Raw genomic sequence first — 21,430 nt, 5'->3', positions numbered from 1 at the left:
CGATATGGCGCGACTTGTCCGTCATTGATGGCTGCCATGAATAACGATTGCCTGAACGCTTATTGCCGCAACGATTGTCGCCTCAACAGCTAATGTATCAACGGTTAATGCCTCAATGGCTATTGTCTCGACGGATATTGCCTAAATAGATAGTGCTTAATAAAGAGTTATTGACTGCGCGCTGTAAACACCAGCGCGATGCCACCGAGCACTAAAGCGCTGGATATCACCAGTGGCCAAGTAATCGGCTCTCTAAGCCAAATTAAACCACCCATCACAGACAGCACCGGCACCGACAATTGCACAATCGATGCTTTGAGCATACTGAGATGTGCCAGCGCTTGATACCAAATCACATAACCCAGCGCCGATGCCACCACGCCAGATAGCACCGCCCAACCAATTCCCGCCCAAGTGACCTGTTGAGTGTCGATAATAAATGGGCTGACTAATAGCACTAGTACCGCTGCGCCAACAAAACCAAGATACGTTGCGCGCAGCGGTTGCCCCGCTTTTTTACCCGCCAAAGTAAACAACGCCCAGCACAATCCGGCGAGCATCATTAACCCCGCAGAAAACAGATCTGGACGGGTCGCGGCGGGCAGCAGCAGACTGACAAAGCCGCTCAGCGCAATCCCCACACCGAGCCATTCAATCAAATTCATGCGTTGACCGCTAAGCAGATGAAACAGCAGCAGCGATAACTGCACAGTGGCAAATAAAATCAGCGCGCCACTACCGGCGGCAAGCTTAAGATAAGCAAACGAAAAGCACAGCGCATAACCAAGCAAAGGCAATGCAAAGCGCAGAGTATCGGGTAGCGCAGGCAAGCGAGCAAACAGGCCGCGGCGCTCGCTACCGAAATGCCAAGCCTTGTCTTTAAGTTGGCGTCGCGACTTAAGCTGATAAATCACAGCAAGGCACAAAGCACCTGAAACTAGGCGAATTACGCTAAAACTGCCCGCATCAATCGCCCCTTGCGCTAACGCAAGACGGTTAATAATTGAATTACCAGCAAAGGCCAACATCGCGGTCAGCGTCAATAACAAGGCGTGCATATCGTCCTTAAATCAAAGTGTTAGCCATTGATAATGACATTATTCTTAATCGCTAGACAAATAAAAAGCCACGTTACAGTGGCTTCCATCATGTTTTGTGTTCACGAATGTGTCCACGAATACGGCTCAACTCGCCCTAAGCTATTCCAGTGCGCACACTTGCATGCCGCGCACCACTGCTGGCCGAGTCAACATTCCTTGCGCCCAACGAGTGATTTCTGTGTATTGATCGAGCTTGAGCGCTTGGGTCGCTTGATAACAGTTATCCAAACACACTATCCACGGCAAAATCGCGAAATCTGCGATGGTCAGCTCATCGCCGACCACAAACATTTTGCCGTCGAGATGTTTTTCTAACATGGCCAACAAACGCTGCGTTTCTTCGGCATAACGTTGGGTTGAATAATCAATATCGGCATCGCTTGGCGCGTAATAACTGAAATGGCCGTATTGCGCTACCATAGGGCCGAAGCCGCCGATTTGCCAGCACAGCCACTGTAAGGTTTGGCTTTTTTTCACCGTCTCTGCGGGCAAAAATTTACCGGTTTTTTCGGCTAAATAGAGCAAAATCGCCCCCGATTCCATCACCGCAAGCGGCTTACCATGGTCGCCTACTGGGTCAACAATCGCCGGAATTTTGTTGTTGGGATTAATGCTGAGAAACTCTTCGCTGAACTGATCGCCAAGGCGAATATCAACGGTATGCGCGTCGTACTCCAGCGCCATCTCTTCCAGCGCGATGGAGACTTTTTGCCCGTTTGGGGTGGCGAGAGAATAGAGCTGAACTTTATTTGTCATAGGCTTCCTACTTTACAAAACGCAAACCGTAAATGTGTGGTCATGTAACCGAGCAGCTAAATTATCCACGTTGCTAAGCTCGCAACGCATTAACCGCGAAGCTAAGTTAACCTCGAAGCTAGATTAACCTCGAAGCTAAGTTAACCTCGAAGTAATACATCAAGCTGATCGACCAGTTCTGCCCAATCGGCATCTTGGTCATAGGCTTGGCGTAAAAAACTGGCTTGGCCATCATTCCAAAACGGCGCTTGATGCAGTGACTCGCGGCCAAGTTGGCCTTGATGCTGGCGGATAAACTGCTCAATGTCCTGAGTCTTGCCACTCAACCCGAGTTGTTCAAACAACTCACTGAGTGAATGTTGAGTCGATTCCATGCTTGCTCCTCACCATAAGCGCTTATGGTTTGTAAAAATTTGTTGTTTAACAAAATATAGTCAATAACCGCGAGTTTCTCCGCTTCAAAAGGGTCTTACGGCGAATAAAAACCTCGCCGCCGTTGTTCGTCCCCTTGATTCAAATTATTCGTAAAAACAATGACTCAAGCACCTCGACATCACGGCGTTCAATTGGCATGCTTAGCGCTTCAACAAGGAGGTTTCACCATGCAGGCATCATCACAGGTCGAGCAAAGCCAGCCCAATAAACTTTGGCTTATTTTTCTGTTTCTACTCCCGCCACTGTTTTGGGCAGGTAACTTTATCGTCGGCCGCGCGGTGCGTGCAGAGATCCCTCCCATTACCCTGTCCTTTGACCGCTGGGTACTGGCGAGTCTGATTTTATTGCCTTTTTCCTATCGAGCGCTGCGCGCAGATTGGCGGTTGTATCTGCGTGATTGGAAACTGGTGCTGCTGACCTCACTGACCGGTTTCGCGGCGTTTAATTCACTGATTTATTGGGGACTGCAGTCAACCCCCGCCACCAACGGCACCATTTTAAATGCCTTTATTCCGCTGCTGATTAGCCTATTTGGCGCGCTGTTTTTTGGTTTGGCCGTCACCGTACGTTTGGTGACCGGCATTTTGCTGTCGCTGTGCGGCGTGATCACCATAGTCACGGCTGGCGATTGGCGTAACTTGCTTGAACTCAATATCAATCATGGTGATTTTATTATTTTTATCGCCATGATTTGCTGGGCGATTTATACCATTGCTCTAAAACGTATTCCCGCGAACCTCAACCGTTTAGGCTTGATGTCGCTGCAAATGCTGCTCGCCATCGTCTGCCTACTGCCGTTTTATTTGTGGGAAGTGCATAGCGGCCCGGCGCCGATTTGGAATTGGCACTCCGGCTTAAGCCTAATGTATATCGGTATCGTGCCATCCATTGGCGCCTTCTTGCTTTACATGCAATGCGTCGCCGCGCTTGGCCCGGCGAAAGCCAGTCTGTCGGTGCATTTCATTCCGGTGTTTGGCGCGTTGCTGTCAGCGCTGTTTTTGGGCGAGTTTGTTCAGCTCTATCATCTATGGGGAATCTTATTGATTTTCCTAGGCTTAACTTTAAGCTAATGGCCATTCATTGATTTGCTGAGACTTGTATCGGACTTCGCTATGCTGACTTCCATTTCGATCGCCAATTACCGCTCTATTTTGGACCTCACCCTCGCGCTTGGCAGGCTTAACGTGATTACCGGCGCCAATGGCAGTGGTAAATCCAATCTGTATAAAGCGCTGCGGTTATTGGCATCCACCGCTCATGGCGGCGTGGTCGGTTCCCTGGCGAGTGAAGGCGGTTTAGCCTCAACCTTTTGGGCTGGGCCAAAGGAAATCAGCGCTTCCATGCTGCGCGGCGAATTCGGGATTGATCCCAGTCACCCCAACTACATCAAACGTTTAAAGCTGGGTTTTGCCACCGACGACCTCGGCTACGCTGTGTCGCTCGGCCTGCCGGAACCCACCATTTCTGCGTTTTGCCTTGACCCTGAGATCAAGCACGAATGCATTTTCACCGGCGCTCGGTATCATCCCAATAGCAGCCTAGTTGAGCGCCAAGGCAATATGATTCGTAATCGCGATGGACGGCGGTGGGAGGTGTTATCCTCACACATTGCCAACTACGACAGCATGTTTGATCAAGTCGGCGAGTCTGCACAAGCACCGGAAGTGCTGCAAATGCGCGAAATGATTCGTGGCTGGCGCTTTTATGACCATTTCCGTACCGACCGAGACGCGCCGGCAAGGCAATCCCAACTTGGCACACGTACTACGATGTTGCATCACGATGGCCGCGATTTGGCGGCGGCGCTGCAAACCATTATCGAAATTGGCGACCGCGAAGCGCTGGAAGCCGCGATTGAAGATGCTTTCCCAGGATGTCGCTTAACCATCAACTGTGAAGGCAATGGCTATTTTTCGCTGGCGTTTTATCAGCACGGCCTGCTGCGCCCACTCTCTGGCTCCGAGCTTTCCGACGGCACACTGCGATTTATTTTATGGGTCGCCGCGCTTCTCACTCCGCGCCCGCCGACGTTAATGGTGCTCAACGAGCCGGAGACCAGTTTGCATCCCGATTTGCTGCCTGCGCTTGGACGTTTGATTCATCACGCCGCTTCGCACGGACAAGTGTGGGTCATTTCCCATGCCGAGGTACTGATTAAGCAGCTCGCTACGCTGCCAGAGTGTCAATTAATTGAGATAGAAAAAGTGCTCGGTGAAACCACAGTACCGGGGCGCGATATTCTTGATATTCCCACTTGGCGCTGGCCTAAGTAGCCACCGTCAGCCCATTTGCACCAATCCAGCGACAAGCGAGCAACGAGCAATTTGGTGCATGCCTTTAGCCATATTCGACATGTTTTACGCCGCGAGGCTTTTCTATACTGAGGCTCTTATTTGCCAATAGAGCCTTGATAACATGACAGAATTAGAAAAGATGGTCGCAGGCCACCCCTACCATATCAACGACCCAGAATTGGTAGAAATCCGCTATCAAACCCGCGACAAAACCGCACAATTTAATCAACTCGCCGCTCGCGATGCCGAGCAAAAAACGCAGTTGATTAAACAGATCTTTGGCGAGGTTGGTGATAACGTTCACGTCGAACAAGGCCTGCGCGTTGATTATGGTTTCAATACCAAAATCGGCAACAACGTGTTTATCAACTACAACTTTGTAGTGCTCGATTGCACCGACTTTATCATTGGCAGCAATGTGTTTATCGCGCCAAACGTGCAAGTCTACACGGCTATTCACCCTCTTGATCCGCTACAGCGTAGCCAACATGTAGGGCAAGCCAAGGCGATTCATATCCAAGATGATGTGTGGATTGGCGGCGGCTGCATCATTATGCCCGGCGTAACCATCGGCAAAGGCTCAACCATCGGCGCTGGCAGCGTGGTTACCCGCGATATTGCGCCAAACAGTGTCGCGGTCGGCAACCCATGTAAAGTGCAGCGCACCTTAGACACCGCGCCGCAAGGTCAAAGCGTGGCGCACAATATGTTAACCCTGCCGTAGCACCTGTACTTTTGCTCGTGTACTGATCTCATTAAGATTCGAAACAGGCAGATAAAAGAAAGCTCGGTCTGCGCAACGAGAAAGCGCAGAGCCGAGCGAAAGGAGCCTAAACAGACTAAAAACCCTAAAGGTGACGACAGAATCGGTCGCGGCACTCTAATATGCAGAGCGCCATAAAAATCCAACTGACTGGGGTAGGATTGCAATACTTGCTCTTGATTTCAGCGTGTTTCTCCCCGCTTAAAACACGCGGTTGGGGGGATTTCAGAGCAAAGTTTTCGATTAATCGTTAAATCCGAAAAATAGTTAAATGGTTCGCCAATAAACGCCTAATAAACGGTTTGCACCACAGAGGCGATACCGCGCTGCTCAAGCTGATCAGTCAGTGCAAAATGGGCAATTTGCTGCGGCGTATAAAGCTGATTGTCATACACCACCACCATACTGACATCGCCACGCTCAAGGAAATTACTCTCGCCGTATGGGGTGTAACGCGTTGCGCCCACCGCCAAAAGCACTTGCTCAGGGTAATTCGCGTCCACCAATAGCTGTTTAATGTTCTCTTTTGGTCCAGCGTCTTGCTGCTCGTTCATTTGCTGGCACACCCAATCAGTGAGGGTTTTGTAGAAATAGGTATAACCCGACACTGAGCAATCTTCGCCGTACAGCGTCACTTGCTCGCCACGTTTGTGGAAACTGGCGATGCGAAACTGGTCAATATATCCGCCCTGCTCTAAACCTGTGAGTGGGAACATTCGCTCGGAAACCCCTTTTGACGCTGGGCCCCAGTTTTTCTTCTCACTGATTTTATTGGCATCAGGGCGACGAATAGAGCAGTCGTTAAATGCGCCAAACTCACGAGGCGTCACCGCCACTACCTCACCTTGCTCATATGTGATGTCACACAACAAAGCGACCTCTGGTTCAATTTGCAGATTCTCGACTTCGAGAGGCAATTGAATCGCATGGTGGCTGAGTGGAAAGTTCGTCAGAAATGAGTCGTTTGCGCCGGCACATAAATAGGAAACAGCGCCTGCGGCATATTGATATCCGCACCTTCCAATGCGGCGAAATCACTCGCCTCGCCCGCTTGTTGCAAGTGACCAGCAAAATTGCCCGCCACGCCCAAAACCAAAACATCCGCATACATTTTCATTGCGCAAACCGCTCCTTTCAAAACATCATCGCATTCGGTCAACTGACCTTAGCCAACACTGTGTTGGTTTAAATCATTTAATTGGGCCAATAGCCAAGTCATGGCCAGTAAGTCGGCGCTGCCGCCTGGGCTTAAGCGACGCTCGGTAAAGCGCTTATCCAATTCGATCAGCGCATTCTCAAGCCCATCCCATTCGCAGCCGCCACGCTCCAGTAGATCATGGGCGGCGTTTTGCACAAAGCGCAAACCATGCATGCCACCGCGCGAGACCACATTGGTGTCTGGGTTATGCGCCATTAGCACCAGCAAAGTTTGCCAAAGCGCTTGCTCGGTGCTGTGGCCTTGCTCCAGCGCGGCTTGCAGCGCCGGTAAACTGTGCTCGGTAATGGTGGCAAGCCCTGAGGCCGCTTCACCGCGTGCGCCCGTTAAGCCGTATTCATGGAACAACTTTTCACCATGCGTGGTCGGACGATGAGTGGGTTGCTTAAGCTCTTTAATCACCAGCAAGGCGCAGCAACGCTTAATGGTATGGCTGATATGCAATGAATCCACCGCCAAGCCTTTGCCTTTAAGCCAACCCACTGCGCCGCAAATTAGCCCGAGGCTAAAAATCATGCCTTTGTGCGTATTCACGCCGCCGGTGGCTTTGAGCATCGCTTGCTCCGCTGCAATCCCGATTGGGCGCAGTGGTGTAAGTAAGTCGTCCGCGGTTTGCGTGCGATGAGCAAACCCCGCTTGAAGAAATTCCATGATATACGGCCTAATCGCCTCGGCGCTGCGTTCAAATAAACGCACGTCCATATCGTCGTGAGCACCGTTATTGAGAAGGTCAACCAGACCCGGTTTCGGGGTTAAGTGCACTTCCACCAACATCGCGTGGTAAGCAAGATCAGCCACCAGCTTAAATAAGTCGACACGCACAGTACGGTCGGCTTGATTGACGTCGGAACAATAACGGTGAGTATCGACTAACAAATTAAGAGCAGCATTCATCTTTTAGCACCATGTCATCAATCTTGGACAATAACTCCGGCAGACTGTGGCGGCGAGAACGAGCGCAGACCACCGCATCTTCATCACAAACAAAGCATTTGCGTCTTGGCATATGCTGACCTTGGCGCGAAATGATTTTGCCATCGCGACCAATCACATCGAGATCCATCAAGCGACCCAGCGCGTGGTCAGACTCGATATCGATCATGATCTTTTTCAGCTCCAGTGCGCTCACACCTTCAATCACGAAAATCGCTTCAGGCCCGGTGTCTTGGGTGAGAAGCTGACGTGCTACGATGTCGCAGCCGTGCTGAATACATGCAGCGCTAATGGCATTCACGCCTTGCTCAAATACCTTGAGCGCGCTTGGGGTAAGTTTGTTCGGGCCGGGAATATTGACGCTAAACGAAATCAGAGGCAGAGAGTGGCGCCTTAGCCACTCCCCTTGTCTCTTGACTCGAGCTTCTTTGTTGGCCAAGACTTCGTCTAGGCCAACTGCCGCCCCACTGCAAGAGTGTGTCATTCTTTTACCTTCTTAATCACATCTATCACTGAGCCATCGCGATAACGCACATAACCCACAACTTGATCTTCAAACTCAATCGCTTGAGGCACACCTGTCAGTGATTTAGCACGCTCGCACAGCGCTTCAACATCGACCACTTCAATGCCAGCCTGCAACAAACGCTCACGCACTTCTGGGCGATTTGGGTTCACCGCTACGCCGTGGTCGGTCACGAGCACATCAATCGATTCACCTGGGGTAACCACGTTAAGCACCTTGTTCACCACAGTTGGAATGCGACCGCGTACTAATGGCGCAACGATGATGGCCAAGTTAGCACCGGCTGCGGTATCGCAGTGGCCGCCAGATGCGCCGCGAATCACACCGTCAGAACCGGTGATAACGTTGACGTTGAATTGGGTATCAATTTCCAGCGCGCTGAGAATCACCACATCCAAACGGTCAACCACCGCGCCTTTTGATGACGGGTTCGCGTATTCGTTGGCTGAGATTTCGAGGTGATTTGGATTGCGCGCTAAAGAGTCAGCCGCACCTGCATCAAAACATTGCACATCGAGCAAGTTTTTAATCAGACCTTGTTCGTGCATCGCCACCATGGTTGAAGTGATGCCACCAAGACCAAATTCTGCACTGATGCCTTGACGTACCATTTCATCGCCAAGAAAACGCGTCACAGCCAGTGATGCACCACCAGAGCCGGTTTGAATATTAAAATCTTGTTTGAAGTAGCCAGAGTTGATGATCACATCCGCTGCGCGTTTGGCGATCAGCAATTCACGAGGGTTGCTGGTTAAACGCGTTTCACCGCCGCCGATTTTGCTTGGGTCACCCACTTCGTCCACTTTTACGACCGCATCAACGTAATCTTGCGTGATTGACGCTGGATGATTTGGATAAGCGGCCAGTGATTCCGTTAACATCACCACATGTTTGGCGTGCTGCGCATCCACTTTCGCGTAACCCAATGAGCCACAACGCGACTTACCATTGGTGCCGTTGGCGTTGCCGTATTCGTCACAGCAAGGCACACCGATAAACGCAACATCGATGTCAATCTCGCCGGTTTTGACCAAATGTACGCGGCCGCCGTGAGAGTGAATGTGTACCGGCTCTTTCAATACACCTTTTGAAATGGCTTCGCCCAGCTCGCCGCGAATACCTGAGGTGTACAGTTTGCCGACCACACCGTTTTCGATATGAGCCACCAGTGGAGAGTGCACGCTGGTCAATGAACTTGGCGCAAGAGTCAGATTTTTAAAACCCATGTTGGCGATGACATCCATCACCATGTTGATCACTTTGTCGCCGCCACGAAACGCGTGGTGGAAAGAAATGGTCATGCCATCGCGAAGACCAGAATCTTTGATCGCTTGCTCAAGGCTGGTTTTCAGCTTACGGCTGGCTTTTGTTTGTGCATCGTTAAGATGCGGAGTAATGGTGTTGGCACCCGTAAATAGTGACATAGACGCCGGAACGGAGTGCTGCATGTTCGATTGATATTCAGTCATGATACTGCCTTATTCTTTGATGCCGAAATTCTGCTTGATGCCAGATTGTGCTTTTTGCAGCGTCCAACGGGCGCGTTCGATGATAGGACCATCAACCATTTTGCCGTTCAGTGACACCACACCAAGGCCTTGAGCTTCAGCCTCTGCCGCCGCTTCAATCACCCGATTGGCGTAGTCGACCTCTTTCTGAGTCGGGGCAAACACGTTGTGGACCATTTCAATTTGGCGCGGGTTGATCAGTGACTTACCATCAAAACCAAGCTGTTTAATGTGTTCCGCTTCTTGCAAGAAACCGGCTTCGTTGTTGGCATCCGAGTAAACGGTGTCAAACGCCATAATTCCCGCCGAGCGCGCGGCTTGAAGAATCGAGCAACGCGCAAACAGCAGTTCAATCCCTTCTGGCGAGCGCTGAGTACGCAAGTCACGTACATAGTCTTCGGCGCCAAGCGCAATACCGATAAGACGTGGGCAACAGTGAGCAATATCAACCGCGTTATTCACGCCATTGGCTGACTCAATCGCTGCCATCATTTTGGTGCTACCGACTGGGCGACCGCAGCCACGTTCGATTTCAGCAATATGACGCTCCATCTCCAGCACATCTTCGGCGCTGTCGGTTTTTGGCAAACGCACCACGTCAACGCCGGCGCGCACAACCGCATTCAGGTCATTCAAACCATGGACTGAATCGAGTGGATTCACTCGAACCACGGTTTCAACATCTTGATAGAACGGGTGTTGCAGCGCATGAAAAACCAGCATACGAGCGGTATCTTTTTCGCGAATCGATACCGAGTCTTCTAAGTCAAACATGATGGCATCAGGTTTGTAGATAAAGGTGTTGCTGAGCATGGCAGCGTTCGCCCCTGGAACAAACAGCATACTGCGACGTAATTTACTCATGATAAGGCACTCCATTGAATTTCTTGGCTGTCAGCACCACGCATAACCGCAGCTTGAACGCGCGCTTTGATCACGCAATCCAAAGCCCCTTTGTCTTCAATTTCCAGCGACGCCGATTCCACGCCCATATTGCTGAGCACTTCGCGAATCAATGTTTCAATCGCTGCGCCAAATTGTTTTTGCACGGTACTGTCGAGCAAAATGTCAATGACACCTTCTGGGTTTGGTGCAATACGAACCTGCAGATCACTCGATTCCAGTGTGCCTGCAAAAGCGGGTTGTATAATCTTCATTTCAAAACCTTTACACGTTGGTTTAATACGGATGTGGCCTAGGCGGCCGCAAATTCATCAGAACAATGCAGCAGCGAGGGCAAATTGCTCTGGATATAGTCGATCGATGTCTTAGGTAAAAAGGCGTCGAGAAGCGAAATGTCGCCGCGAGTCAGCAGTGCACGCACGGTGGACGCTGAAATCGGCTCACCGTGAGAGGTTTTGCGCGCAATTTCGACAACCGTCAGTGGCGGCGCTTTGAGCTGAGGCGTCGTGAGCCAAGATTTCATCTGTTCGTTATAGTGCTGAGTCACTGAGCATTGTGGCTCAGTACCTACATAGCGGTAATTAATGCCAAGTGCTGGCGCGATATATTGGCGGAAAATTTGCAGGTCGATAGCGGTATAACAATAATCTATTAGCCCTTGCGACTTAATAAAGTAGGTCGGAAACGTTGCACGAGAAATAATATAATTAGAACCTGGATGAACAGTAATATTTTTAATATGACTGACACCTTGTTTAATCATTTTTAATCTGTCTTGATACGAGAATTCACTGCTATCTTCACGAACAACAATTAAATGCAGCCAGTCGCAATCTTTTGCCGCCTGTTCAACTAAATATTGATGCCCTAGCGTAAACGGATTGGCATTCATGACAATTCCGCCTATTTTATCGCCAGCCACTTTAAATTTATTTAGTGAACGACAGTAATTGCGTAAACGGTATTTACTGTTTTCCAAAAGAACCAGTTTGTCATCCGCTTTAGCAATTGGGAAAAAGCCCGACTGACGAAAGAACTTAACGTTGGCAGGCTTAGTAAACAGAAACAGTTCAAAGCGCTGCATTTCATAAGCAAGGTTGGTTAATTCGGTCATTAGAGTGAGAGAAAAGCCACTGCCGTGCAACTCTGGCACAATCGCAATCGACTTAAGTACGTTTCCGGCAATGCCGCCGCAGGCAACAATATCGTTACCTGAATACGCTACGATGTAGCGCTCCACATCCTTGTCGACACCGAGGTCAAACCGAGCCAAAAAAGCTTTAATACTGGCAAGCTTTCCAGGCTGCTTAGGGTTTACCCGACTTAATGTGTATGTATCAAACATCTCATTCATCCCCGTGTTCCGACCACACAATAGTGCTTAAAACAAACAACGAAAATAATGATCAAAGTCGAGTATTTTTTTAGGCTAAATAACCTTTATGGTTTTAAAGAATTTAATTAATTAAGTAGTTGAAATGGCTAATTTTAGGTGAGTTAAAAACTTTAAATTCATAAGTGCAATTTTATACCATAACGTTAAATGATCGCTCTCACAGTTAGGATTCTCTATCGCATTTAAATTATTCCCAGAAACATCAACAATGGAATATTAATGATGAACGAAAAAACATTAACTATAACTAAAGACCAAAGTCCTGGTATTGCAGCTTTATCGCAAGTCAGAATTTTCGGTCTACCTCTGCCTCTCTTTTTCATCTTATTTGCGGTAATACTGATTGCACACGTAACTGATACTATTCCCGATAATATCGTCGGTGGTTTTGGTTTTATGTTTGTCGTTGGCGCCTTATTTGGTGAATTAGGTAAACGTCTGCCGATATTTAACAAATATATTGGTGGTGCACCGGTTATGATCTTTTTGGTCGCCGCTTGGTTTGTTCACGCAGGCCTATTGACGCAAAAAGAGATCACAACCGTCACTGCAGTGATGAAAAAGACCGATTTCCTCGATCTTTTCATCGCGGTATTGATCACTGGCTCAATCTTGGCGGTCAACCGTAAACTGCTGCTGAAATCGCTGATTGGTTACATTCCTACCATTTTGGCTGCGGTTCTCGGCGCTTCTATTCTCGGTATCATCGGCGGTCTGATTTTCGGTATCTCTATCGATAACATCATGATGCTGTACGTATTGCCTATCATGGGCGGCGGTAACGGTGCGGGCGCGATTCCACTTTCGGAAATCTATGAGTCGGTCACTGGCGGTTCAAAAGAGCAGTACTACTCAATTGCGATTGCGATTTTAACCATCGCGAACATTGTGGCTATCGTTGCAGCAGCTGTGCTTAACACCATCGGCCAAAAAATCCCAAGCCTTACTGGTAATGGCGAGCTGCTACGTAACTCTGAATTCAATGTTGAAGAGCATGCTGCGCCGAAAATCACACCACGTGAAATTGCTATCGGTCTGATGTTGTCGGCCTGTATCTACACCTTTGCTGCCGCGCTATCCAAATCGCTTCTGCCAGGCTTTGGCGACGTGAAAATCCACACCTTTGCTTACATGGTGATTTTGGTCGCTATAGTGAACGCTTCTGGTATCTGTTCAGAAGAGATCAAAGAAGGTGCCAAACGCCTATCTTCATTCTTCTCCAAACAGATGCTTTGGGTACTGATGGTAGGTGTGGGTATCGCGTACACCGACCTTGGTGAAATCATCAATGCACTGAACTTTACCAACCTTATCATCGCCACGCTTATCGTATTCGGCGCCATCTTTGGTGCGGCTATCGGTGGCTGGTTGATGGGCTTCTACCCTGTTGAATCTTCAATCACTGCGGGCCTATGTATGGCGAACCGCGGCGGTTCAGGCGACTTAGAAGTGTTGGCAGCAGCTAACCGTATGAGCTTGCTTTCTTACGCGCAAATCTCCTCGCGCTTAGGTGGCGGCATCGTACTTATCATCGCCAGTGTCGTATTCGGCGTGTTAGGCGGCTAACCACTGTGGGGAGTAAAGCTTGGCTTTGCTCCCCTTGTCTTGTCACTAGGAGATATTCATGCAAGTCAATTTGTTTTCAGAAGGCTTGAATCTGCTGTTTTTAGGAATGGGATTCGTTTTTATATTTTTGGTGTTTTTGGTATTCGCCGTTCGCGCGATGTCTAACCTCCTCACCCGCTGGTTTCCAGAACAACCACCAGTCACTGCAACGCCCAAACCTGCCGCGCCACAAAGCAACGATAACCAAGTTGTCGCTGTGATTGCTGCCGCGATCCACCATCGAAAAATTCAACAAAACTCGTTGTAAGAGGAACGCTCATGTCTGAGTCAAAAAAAGCCATTGGCATTACCGACGTTGTATTGCGCGACGCTCATCAATCTCTATTCGCCACTCGTCTTCGTCTTGATGACATGCTGCCGATTGCCGAGCAACTTGACGCGATTGGTTACTGGTCTCTTGAATGCTGGGGAGGCGCGACCTTTGATAGTTGCATTCGTTTTCTTGGCGAAGATCCATGGGTACGTCTGCGTGAACTGAAAAAAGCCATGCCAAAAACGCCGCTACAAATGTTGCTACGCGGCCAAAATTTATTAGGTTACCGTCACTACGCCGATGACGTGGTCGACAAATTTGTTGAGCGTGCTGTGGTGAACGGCATGGACGTATTCCGCGTATTTGACGCGATGAACGACCCGCGCAACATGAGCCAAGCGATTGCCGCTGTGAAGAAAAACGGCGCCCATGCACAAGGCACTTTATGCTACACCACCAGCCCAGCCCACAATCTGCAAACTTGGATTGACGTGGCTCAAGAGCTTAGCGAAACCGGCGTTGATTCCATTGCCCTCAAAGATATGGCCGGCATTCTGACCCCATATGCCGCTGAAGAATTAGTTTCGACGCTGAAAAAACAAGTCGATGTACCGCTGCACTTGCACTGCCACTCCACCGCAGGCCTTGCTGATATGACGGTCATCAAAGCCATTGAAGCCGGTGTTGATCGCGTTGACACCGCCATCTCATCAATGAGTGGCACTTATGGCCACCCAGCCACCGAATCCTTGGTAGCAACCCTTAAAGACACACCGTTTGATACCGGTTTAAACATCGAGAAACTGGAATCGATCGCTGCCTATTTTCGTGAAGTACGTAAGAAATACGCCGCGTTTGAAGGCCAACTTAAAGGCGCTGATTCACGCATCATCGTCGCGCAAGTCCCTGGCGGTATGCTGACCAACATGGAAAGCCAGCTTAAACAGCAAAATGCCGCCGACAAACTTGATGAAGTGCTGCAAGAGATCCCGCGCGTACGTGAAGAACTTGGCCACTTACCGCTGGTTACACCAACCTCGCAAATTGTCGGCACTCAAGCGGTGATTAACGTCATCATGGGTGAGCGTTACAAAAACATCACCAAAGAAACCGCGGGAGTATTGCGCGGTGAATATGGCCGCACGCCTGCGCCCGTCAACAAGGCACTGCAAGCGCGCGTACTGGATGACAAAGCGCCCATCACTTGCCGCCCAGCGGATTTGATTCAACCGGAAATGAATCTGTTGAACGAAGAAGTTCTTACTCAGGCGAAACAGAAAAATATTTCCCTTGCCGAAGACACCATCGACGATGTGTTAACCATTGCCCTATTCCCGCAAGTAGGCTGGAAATTCCTCGAAAACCGTAACAACCCAGACGCATTTGAGCCTGTGCCAACTGCTGAAACAGCAACAAAAGAGAAAAAAACCATGAGCCAATCAAACCAACCAAGTACTTACACCATCACAGTCAACAATCAAAGTTACGTGGTTTCGGTCAACGAAGGCGGCGATGTAAGCCAAGTGGCTGCGGCGCCAGCGCCAGCAGCAGCGCCAACTGCGACGCCAGCTCAAGGCGGTGAACCAATGAACGCACCGCTGGCTGGCAACATCTGGAAAGTTCACGCCAAACCGGGCGATGCGGTTGAAGAAGGTCAAGTGCTGCTGATTTTGGAAGCGATGAAAATGGAAACCGAAATTCGTGCACCTCGCGCTGGGCAAATCGCCAGCATCGATGTGACCGAAGGCGACGCGGTTGACGTTGGCGCTCCCCTGCTACAACTGGCCTAATACGAGGCAGTATCATGGATAAAGTAATTGCATTAATTAACGACTTCGGCTTGTTCCACCTTGAGTGGGGCCAAGCCGTCATGATGATCGTCGGGTTGATTTTGCTCTACCTGGCAATCGTGAAAAACTTTGAACCACTGCTGCTGGTACCGATCGGTTTTGGTGGCCTTTTGGCAAACTTGCCTGATGCCGGTCTTGCCCTATCTGCGGTGGATAACGCGCTGCACGCGGCCAAGCCAGAAGTGATGAACGCTTTTGCCAGCGCGCTGAATATCACCAGCTCGCAAGTGGCAGACATCAAAACCGCGCTAACCAGCGCGACACCGGCCCAGTTGGTCAACATTCACCTGTTGGCTGAGCAGTATCAATATTCTGATGGCATGATGTATCTGTTCTACAGCGTAGCGATCGCCTCAGGTGCTGGTCCATTGGTTATCTTTATGGGCGTTGGTGCGATGACCGACTTTGGGCCGCTGCTTGCCAACCCAAAAACGCTACTACTTGGCGCCGCGGCGCAGTTTGGTATTTTCGCAACCGTGCTTGGCGCGCTAGCACTGAGCTCATTTGGCGTGATGGACTTTAGCGTGGCCCAAGCGGCCGCCGTTGGCATCATCGGCGGCGCAGACGGCCCAACGGCGATTTACGTTTCAAGCCTGTTGGCACCGGAACTGCTTGGCGCGATTGCGGTTGCTGCGTATTCGTACATGGCGTTGGTGCCGCTTATCCAGCCACCCATCATGCGCGCGTTAACCACAGAAGCAGAACGTCAAATCACCATGCAGCAACTGCGTAAAGTCAGCAAATTGGAGAAAATCTGTTTCCCACTGCTACTGCTGATTTTAATTGCCCTCTTGCTGCCTTCTGCAACGCCACTACTGGGTATGTTCTGTTTTGGTAACTTGATGCGTCAATGTGGCGTGGTTGAGCGTTTGTCTGATACCGCGCAAAACGCACTTATCAACATTGTGACGATTTTCCTTGGCCTTTCTGTGGGTTCAAAACTGGTGGCAGACAAGTTCTTGCAACCACAAACCATTGGCATTTTGGCGCTCGGTATCATCGCATTTTGTATCGGTACTGCCGCAGGCGTGCTGATGGCAAAACTGATGAACCGCTTTACCAGCAATAAAGTCAATCCACTGATTGGTTCCGCGGGTGTTTCAGCGGTGCCAATGGCGGCGCGTGTTTCCAACAAAATCGGTTTGGAAGCCAATGCTCAGAACTTTTTGCTGATGCACGCCATGGGTCCTAACGTCGCTGGAGTTATTGGCTCTGCGGTCGCCGCGGGCGTGATGATCAAATATGTGATTGGTTAAACATTATGTAGGAAGAGTCTGACAAATCTAAGCTCCACTAGATCTTGATCAGTTCTCTTCCTCATCTTGTTCGATAATCTCAAGCCATACAAACCAACCCGAATTGATGATGTCCAATCCAGCTATTTATCACCACTTTTGCCGCAACATGACGTTTCGCCAACGCGTGTGGGCACTGCTGTTTGTGGTGGTCAGTTTCCAGTTACTCCTTATCGCCGGATACTTTCACTACATACTGTCTGACACCCTAAACCATCAAGTGAGTACTCGTGCGGTGATTCAAGCACGTGAAATCGCCAGTGACCCGCAATTGGTCGAGGCGGTCATCCAAAACGATGAGGCCAAGGTGCAGAAACAAATTGCCCGTTTACAAAAAATTTCTGATGCCGATTTTATTGTCGTCGGCGACGAAAACGGCATTCGTTTAGCGCACCCAAGTAAAGAAAAAGTTGGTTTTCCAATGCAAGGTGGCGACAACGTTCGCGCCTTAACCCTTGGTGAGCACTATTACTCAATTCGCCAAGGCAGCTTAGGCTTTGCGATGCGCGGTAAATCGCCGATTATTTCGCTTGATGGCCAAATTGTCGGTGTGGTATCGGTTGGCTATTTGGTCGACACGGTAAGCAACTGGCTGATGATCTACTCTTACCCATTTTTCTTTGCCCTTTTGATCATTTTGGCTTGTTCTTCACTGGGTGCTTGGGCGTTTTCACGCCATGTAAAAAGCCAAATGTACGGCATGGAACCGGAAGAGATCGCTTTGTCACTGCGCGTGCAACGCTCAGTGTTAGAAGCGGTTTATGAAGGGATCGTCGCCGTCGATAAACAAGGCCGAATTCTGTCTGCCAACAAAGAAGCGCTGCGCATTCTTGGCATCGCACGCCACGTCAATTACCTGCGCGGCCGCATGGTCAATGAGTTCATTACGCCGTGCGATTTCTTTTTTGGCCTGCACGCCAATGGCGAGCAAGACTCGCAAGAGCGCCAACACGAAATCATCACTTGTAATGGTGAAACATTGGTCGCGACGCGAGTACGAATCCGTGATGACAGCGTCAACGCCGGTTGGGTAGTCAGTTTTCGCCCGCGCAACGACAAAAGCACGCTCAACTATCAGCTTAACGAAGTGCGCCAGCAAACGGATAACCTGCGCGTTCTTAGCCACGAATACGCCAATAAGCTCTCCACCATCAGCGGCCTGATTCAAATTGGCGCCTATGAACAGGCATTAAACGCGATTCGCAAAGAGACGGAAACCCATCAGAAACTGATCGATTTTATCTCCAGTACCTTTAATTCCAAGGTTATCGCCGGCTTGCTGCTTGGCAAATACAGCCGCGCTCGCGAGCTTGGCCTAAGCCTTGAATTTGACCCTTATTGCAGCCTGCAACACGCGCCAACTCACATCAGCGAAGACGAACTCGCTGCGATTGTCGGTAACCTTTTGGACAACGCCTACGAAGCGACGCTCAAAAACCCTGACAGTAGCAAGTTGGTGACGATTTTGTTGTCGGATCGCAATCCGGAGGAATTGGTGGTTGAAGTGGCCGACAACGGCACTGGTATTCCACCGCAAATAGCAGAGTCCCTGTTCGATAAAGGGATCACAAGTAAAGAGCAGCCTGGGCACGGCATCGGTCTGTATTTGGTTCACCACTTCGTCACTCGAGTGGGCGGTACCATTTTGGTCGATGACGCTGAGCCGAAAGGCACAATATTTTCACTATTTATTCCAAACACGAGTAACAAAGATGGAAATCTATGACGTATTGATCGTCGAAGACGAGCACAACATTGCCGAGTTTCATAGCTATTATTTACAACAAACTCAGCGCTTTAGACCTATTGGCATCGCCAAAAGCATCGCCGAAGCGAAAAAAATGATTCAGCTGCTTAAGCCACGTTTGGTGCTGCTGGATAACTATTTACCCGATGGCAAAGGCATCGATTTATTAAAAGAAATTACCGCAACAAAAAGCGCGCCCGATGTCATTTTTATCACTGCTGCCAATGATATGGAAACCGTGCGCGAAGGGGTGAGATGTGGGGTGTTTGATTATCTGCTAAAGCCGATTTCTTACGACCGTTTAGCAGATTCACTGGACCGTTACTTAAAATACACCAGTTCGCTTAAAGCCAACGACAGTATTAACCAACGCCACGTCGATGAGCTGTTCAACTTTCAATCCAAAACAGCGCATCTGCAACAATTGCCAAAAGGTATCGATGAACTCACTTTGGATAAAGTGACCGAAGCTTTTGATGTTGAGGACGAAGTCTACACCGCCGAAACCTTAGGCAAAGAAGTGGGTATCAGCAAAACCACCGCACGTCGCTATTTGGAATTTTTAACCGCCAAAGGCTTTGTGCATGCGGTGATTCATCATGGTCGTGTTGGTCGCCCCGAGCGTGTTTACAAAAAGAAATAACCTAAACACGCCCAAATTCGACACAAACACTTTGGTAAATGGAATTACCAAAGCGTTCTCAATCTTAAAGCGTTAAATTCGCTGGAATCACTTCAGTACCTTCTGCGATTTCAATTGCGCTGTCTAGGTTTTCACTGTGTGCTTTACACAATGGAATCACATAAAGCTGCTCTTCATCGCCTGCGACTTTTACCAGCACACCATGGGTGTGTTCTTCAAGGCAGTTGACTTCACTGCAATATGTTTGCTGACCCGCGCTAAAATGTCGCCAGTAAGAAAACCACTCTTTTTTGGCCTTATCACCGATATGTTCATCAGAAACGTTACTTACAATCATATGCATACCATTTGTTGTTTGGGATGACATGATTAAAGCGAAATTTGGCGTGCGAAATTTCGCCTTGCCTCAAAGAAATTTGTGAGCTTAATGCTCTCTTCGGTTTTAAAGTTTTTTATTGCTAAGCCGCGCCATTTTACTGGTAACTCGTGGCCTGACACCGCGATTGTGCTGGGGCGAAAGTCATTCATAATTTATATCAATAAACTAAAGGACTTGATTTTAGTGATCAATGTCACCATTCTATACAGCGTTTAATGCAAGCCTGACTAAAGAGCCAATCCGGTGTGAGCACCACTTGGTTCTGCATCTATCTCTCCTTTCATTTAGGCCGCGCTTTTTGTTCAAACCAGCCGCGTGATGACATGTTCTCAGGTTTCATGATTCCTTTGTTCAACTTTCTTTTGCCCCGCGCAAAGTCAAATAAGAGCGAATAAGCCATGAACCAAACCGCCCCATTAAAACGCCTTCGTCGTCTGCGCCGCAGCGAAACCATGCGCAGTATGTTGCGCGAAAACGATTTCTCGCTCGCCGACCTGATTCACCCTATTTTTATTGAAGAAAACATCACCGAGCAGCACCCGATTTCTACTCTGCCGGGCATCAGCCGCTTCCCTGAAAGCCACTTGGCGGATGAAATCAAAGAGCTCTATGACCTTGGCATTCGCGCCGTCATGCCCTTTGGTATCTCCCATCACAAAGACGAGCAAGGCAGTGACACTTGGCAAGCCGATGGCCTGCTGGCGAGGATGATAAAAACCATTAAACAAGCCTGCCCTGACATGATGGTGGTGCCGGACATCTGTTTTTGTGAATACACCACTCACGGCCACTGCGGCATTTTTGATGGTGAACACGTCCATAACGACGCCACGTTAGAAGGCCTCGTCAAACAGAGCGTTACTGCAGCTAAAGCTGGCGCAGATATGCTCGCGCCATCGGCAATGATGGACGGCCAAGTACGCGCCATTCGTGACGGCCTTGACCAAGCGGGCTTTGAACATGTGGCAATTTTGGCCCACTCGGTGAAATTTGCTTCTGCGTTTTACGGTCCATTTCGCGTTGCTGTCGACAGCGAGCTCAAAGGCGATCGCAAAGCCTATCAAATGGATTACGCCAACGGTCGCCAGGCGATGCAAGAAGCGCTACTGGATGAACAAGAAGGCGCGGATATTTTGATGGTCAAGCCCGGCACACCGTATCTCGACGTACTGGCCAATCTGCGTAACGAAACCCATCTGCCACTGGCGATTTATCAAGTTGGTGGTGAGTACGCCGCACTGAAATTTGCCGCCCTTGCTGGCGCATTAGATGAGCAAAAAGTGGTATTTGAAACCCTAACTGGCTTTAAACGCGCGGGCGCTCAAGTGATCGTCACATACTACGCCAAACAAGTTGCACAGTGGTTAGCGAAGCGCTAAGCCTCATCATTGTTCATTGTTCATTGTTCATTGTTCATTGTTCAAGAAGTAAGAGCTGGATTATCTTGAATAGGGATAAACAGCTCTAAAAGTAAAAATCCGCCTTCTTAGAAGGCGGCTTTGGTTTACAGCCCCCTAAAAGGGGGCATTCCTTCGCTGTTAGTTCATTTTCAACTCTAACTGTGCCTCATATTCTTGATCTTTCTTGTCTTGATGCCTGACATACCGCCTGATGATCTCTTCATTTACACCGACTGTATCAACAAAGTACCCTCTCGCCCAAAAATGATTACCCCATAATTTCTTTCTAATATACGGGAATTTATTAAACAATCGGATAGCTGAACGCCCTTTCAATATCCCCATTAAAGTCGATATCGATACTTTCGGTGGGACTATCACAACCAAGTGAACGTGATCTGGCTGAA

At 49.3% G+C, this 21,430-nt stretch carries 21 protein-coding genes and 1 pseudogene; 10 read left to right on the top strand and 12 right to left on the bottom strand.

Annotated elements, in window-relative coordinates; genetic code table 11:
* Positions 1-167: 167 nt before the first annotated feature.
* The 3 genes from BLS03_RS08300 to BLS03_RS08290 all read right to left on the bottom strand — a co-directional run bounded on the left by BLS03_RS08300 (position 168) and on the right by BLS03_RS08290 (position 2,230).
* Positions 168-1,058 (bottom strand): DMT family transporter, encoded by an 891-nt coding sequence (locus BLS03_RS08300; RefSeq protein WP_093272144.1) that lies wholly within the window; start codon positions 1,056-1,058, stop codon positions 168-170.
* 141 nt (positions 1,059-1,199) lie between these two features.
* Positions 1,200-1,856 (bottom strand): glutathione binding-like protein, encoded by a 657-nt coding sequence (locus tag BLS03_RS08295; RefSeq protein ID WP_093272142.1) that lies wholly within the window; start codon positions 1,854-1,856, stop codon positions 1,200-1,202.
* A 140-nt stretch (positions 1,857-1,996) separates the two neighbouring features.
* Positions 1,997-2,230, bottom strand: coding sequence for a DUF2789 domain-containing protein (locus BLS03_RS08290; RefSeq protein WP_093272139.1), 234 nt, complete (start codon positions 2,228-2,230; stop codon positions 1,997-1,999).
* Positions 2,231-2,458: 228 nt separating this feature from the next.
* On the opposite strand from BLS03_RS08290, the gene BLS03_RS08285 reads away from it, so the two are divergent.
* The 3 genes from BLS03_RS08285 (at position 2,459) to BLS03_RS08275 (ending at position 5,309) form a co-directional block, all read left to right on the top strand.
* Positions 2,459-3,361, top strand: coding sequence for a DMT family transporter (locus BLS03_RS08285; RefSeq protein WP_093272136.1), 903 nt, complete (start codon positions 2,459-2,461; stop codon positions 3,359-3,361).
* Between the two features lie 42 nt (positions 3,362-3,403).
* Positions 3,404-4,564: an AAA family ATPase gene (locus BLS03_RS08280; RefSeq protein ID WP_093272133.1), complete on the top strand. Its 1,161-nt coding sequence runs from the start codon at positions 3,404-3,406 to the stop codon at positions 4,562-4,564.
* Positions 4,565-4,706: 142 nt separating this feature from the next.
* The gene (locus BLS03_RS08275; RefSeq protein ID WP_093272130.1) at positions 4,707-5,309 is read left to right on the top strand and encodes a sugar O-acetyltransferase; all 603 of its coding nucleotides are present in this window, start codon (positions 4,707-4,709) and stop codon (positions 5,307-5,309) included.
* Positions 5,310-5,638: 329 nt separating this feature from the next.
* On the opposite strand, the pseudogene BLS03_RS08270 reads toward BLS03_RS08275, so the two are convergent.
* The 7 genes and pseudogenes from BLS03_RS08270 to citC all read right to left on the bottom strand — a co-directional run bounded on the left by BLS03_RS08270 (position 5,639) and on the right by citC (position 11,779).
* Positions 5,639-6,465, bottom strand: a pseudogene (locus BLS03_RS08270) (DUF5718 family protein).
* Positions 6,466-6,513: 48 nt separating this feature from the next.
* Entirely contained in the window at positions 6,514-7,458 is a 945-nt protein-coding gene (gene citG, locus BLS03_RS08265; protein ID WP_093272128.1) for a triphosphoribosyl-dephospho-CoA synthase CitG, read from the bottom strand.
* A complete protein-coding gene (gene citX, locus BLS03_RS08260) occupies positions 7,442-7,981 on the bottom strand; it encodes a citrate lyase holo-[acyl-carrier protein] synthase (protein WP_093272124.1) in 540 nt (179 codons plus the stop codon). The genes citG and citX overlap by 17 nt, the downstream gene beginning before the upstream one ends.
* On the bottom strand, positions 7,978-9,447 hold the full coding sequence (gene citF, locus BLS03_RS08255) for a citrate lyase subunit alpha (protein ID WP_176765560.1): 1,470 nt from the start codon (positions 9,445-9,447) through the stop codon (positions 7,978-7,980). The genes citX and citF overlap by 4 nt, the downstream gene beginning before the upstream one ends.
* Before the next feature lie 54 nt (positions 9,448-9,501).
* Complete coding sequence (gene citE, locus BLS03_RS08250) at positions 9,502-10,395, bottom strand: citrate (pro-3S)-lyase subunit beta (protein WP_176765556.1); 894 nt, start codon at positions 10,393-10,395, stop codon at positions 9,502-9,504.
* On the bottom strand, positions 10,392-10,688 hold the full coding sequence (citD, locus tag BLS03_RS08245; RefSeq protein WP_093272116.1) for a citrate lyase acyl carrier protein: 297 nt from the start codon (positions 10,686-10,688) through the stop codon (positions 10,392-10,394). The genes citE and citD overlap by 4 nt, the downstream gene beginning before the upstream one ends.
* A 38-nt stretch (positions 10,689-10,726) precedes the next feature.
* Positions 10,727-11,779 (bottom strand): [citrate (pro-3S)-lyase] ligase, encoded by a 1,053-nt coding sequence (citC, locus tag BLS03_RS08240; protein WP_093272476.1) that lies wholly within the window; start codon positions 11,777-11,779, stop codon positions 10,727-10,729.
* Between the two features lie 273 nt (positions 11,780-12,052).
* Between citC and citS the strand changes: the two genes are divergently transcribed.
* The 6 genes from citS to BLS03_RS08210 all read left to right on the top strand — a co-directional run bounded on the left by citS (position 12,053) and on the right by BLS03_RS08210 (position 19,244).
* Positions 12,053-13,396 carry a citrate/sodium symporter CitS gene (citS, locus tag BLS03_RS08235; protein ID WP_093272473.1) on the top strand — a complete coding sequence of 448 codons (1,344 nt, stop codon included), beginning with the start codon at positions 12,053-12,055 and terminating at the stop codon, positions 13,394-13,396.
* 58 nt (positions 13,397-13,454) lie between these two features.
* A complete protein-coding gene (locus BLS03_RS08230) occupies positions 13,455-13,703 on the top strand; it encodes an OadG family protein (protein ID WP_093272113.1) in 249 nt (82 codons plus the stop codon).
* A gap of 11 nt (positions 13,704-13,714) precedes the next feature.
* Positions 13,715-15,499 (top strand): sodium-extruding oxaloacetate decarboxylase subunit alpha, encoded by a 1,785-nt coding sequence (oadA, locus tag BLS03_RS08225; RefSeq protein ID WP_093272110.1) that lies wholly within the window; start codon positions 13,715-13,717, stop codon positions 15,497-15,499.
* A gap of 14 nt (positions 15,500-15,513) precedes the next feature.
* Entirely contained in the window at positions 15,514-16,815 is a 1,302-nt protein-coding gene (locus tag BLS03_RS08220) for a sodium ion-translocating decarboxylase subunit beta (protein WP_093272108.1), read from the top strand.
* Positions 16,816-16,924: 109 nt separating this feature from the next.
* On the top strand, positions 16,925-18,580 hold the full coding sequence (locus tag BLS03_RS08215) for an ATP-binding protein (RefSeq protein WP_093272105.1): 1,656 nt from the start codon (positions 16,925-16,927) through the stop codon (positions 18,578-18,580).
* A complete protein-coding gene (locus BLS03_RS08210) occupies positions 18,567-19,244 on the top strand; it encodes a response regulator (protein WP_093272102.1) in 678 nt (225 codons plus the stop codon). Before BLS03_RS08215 ends, BLS03_RS08210 begins: the two co-directional genes overlap by 14 nt.
* Positions 19,245-19,308: 64 nt before the next feature.
* Here the strand turns inward: BLS03_RS08210 and BLS03_RS08205 are convergent, their stop codons facing one another.
* Entirely contained in the window at positions 19,309-19,581 is a 273-nt protein-coding gene (locus BLS03_RS08205; RefSeq protein ID WP_093272470.1) for a hypothetical protein, read from the bottom strand.
* 440 nt (positions 19,582-20,021) lie between these two features.
* Here BLS03_RS08205 and hemB point away from each other — a divergent pair, with 440 nt between their 5' ends.
* A complete protein-coding gene (gene hemB, locus BLS03_RS08200) occupies positions 20,022-21,002 on the top strand; it encodes a porphobilinogen synthase (RefSeq protein ID WP_093272100.1) in 981 nt (326 codons plus the stop codon).
* 159 nt (positions 21,003-21,161) lie between these two features.
* On the opposite strand, the gene tnpA is transcribed toward hemB, so the two are convergent.
* Positions 21,162-21,430: IS200/IS605 family transposase (tnpA, locus tag BLS03_RS08195; RefSeq protein WP_143015608.1), on the bottom strand; the 269-nt coding region annotated here is incomplete at its 5' end.

Source organism: Vibrio xiamenensis (genome assembly GCF_900100015.1).
In the GTDB taxonomy this organism is placed as follows: domain Bacteria; phylum Pseudomonadota; class Gammaproteobacteria; order Enterobacterales; family Vibrionaceae; genus Vibrio; species Vibrio xiamenensis.
The sequence above is the reverse complement of the archived record's forward strand: the minus strand, read 5'-3'. Positions and strand labels throughout refer to the sequence as shown.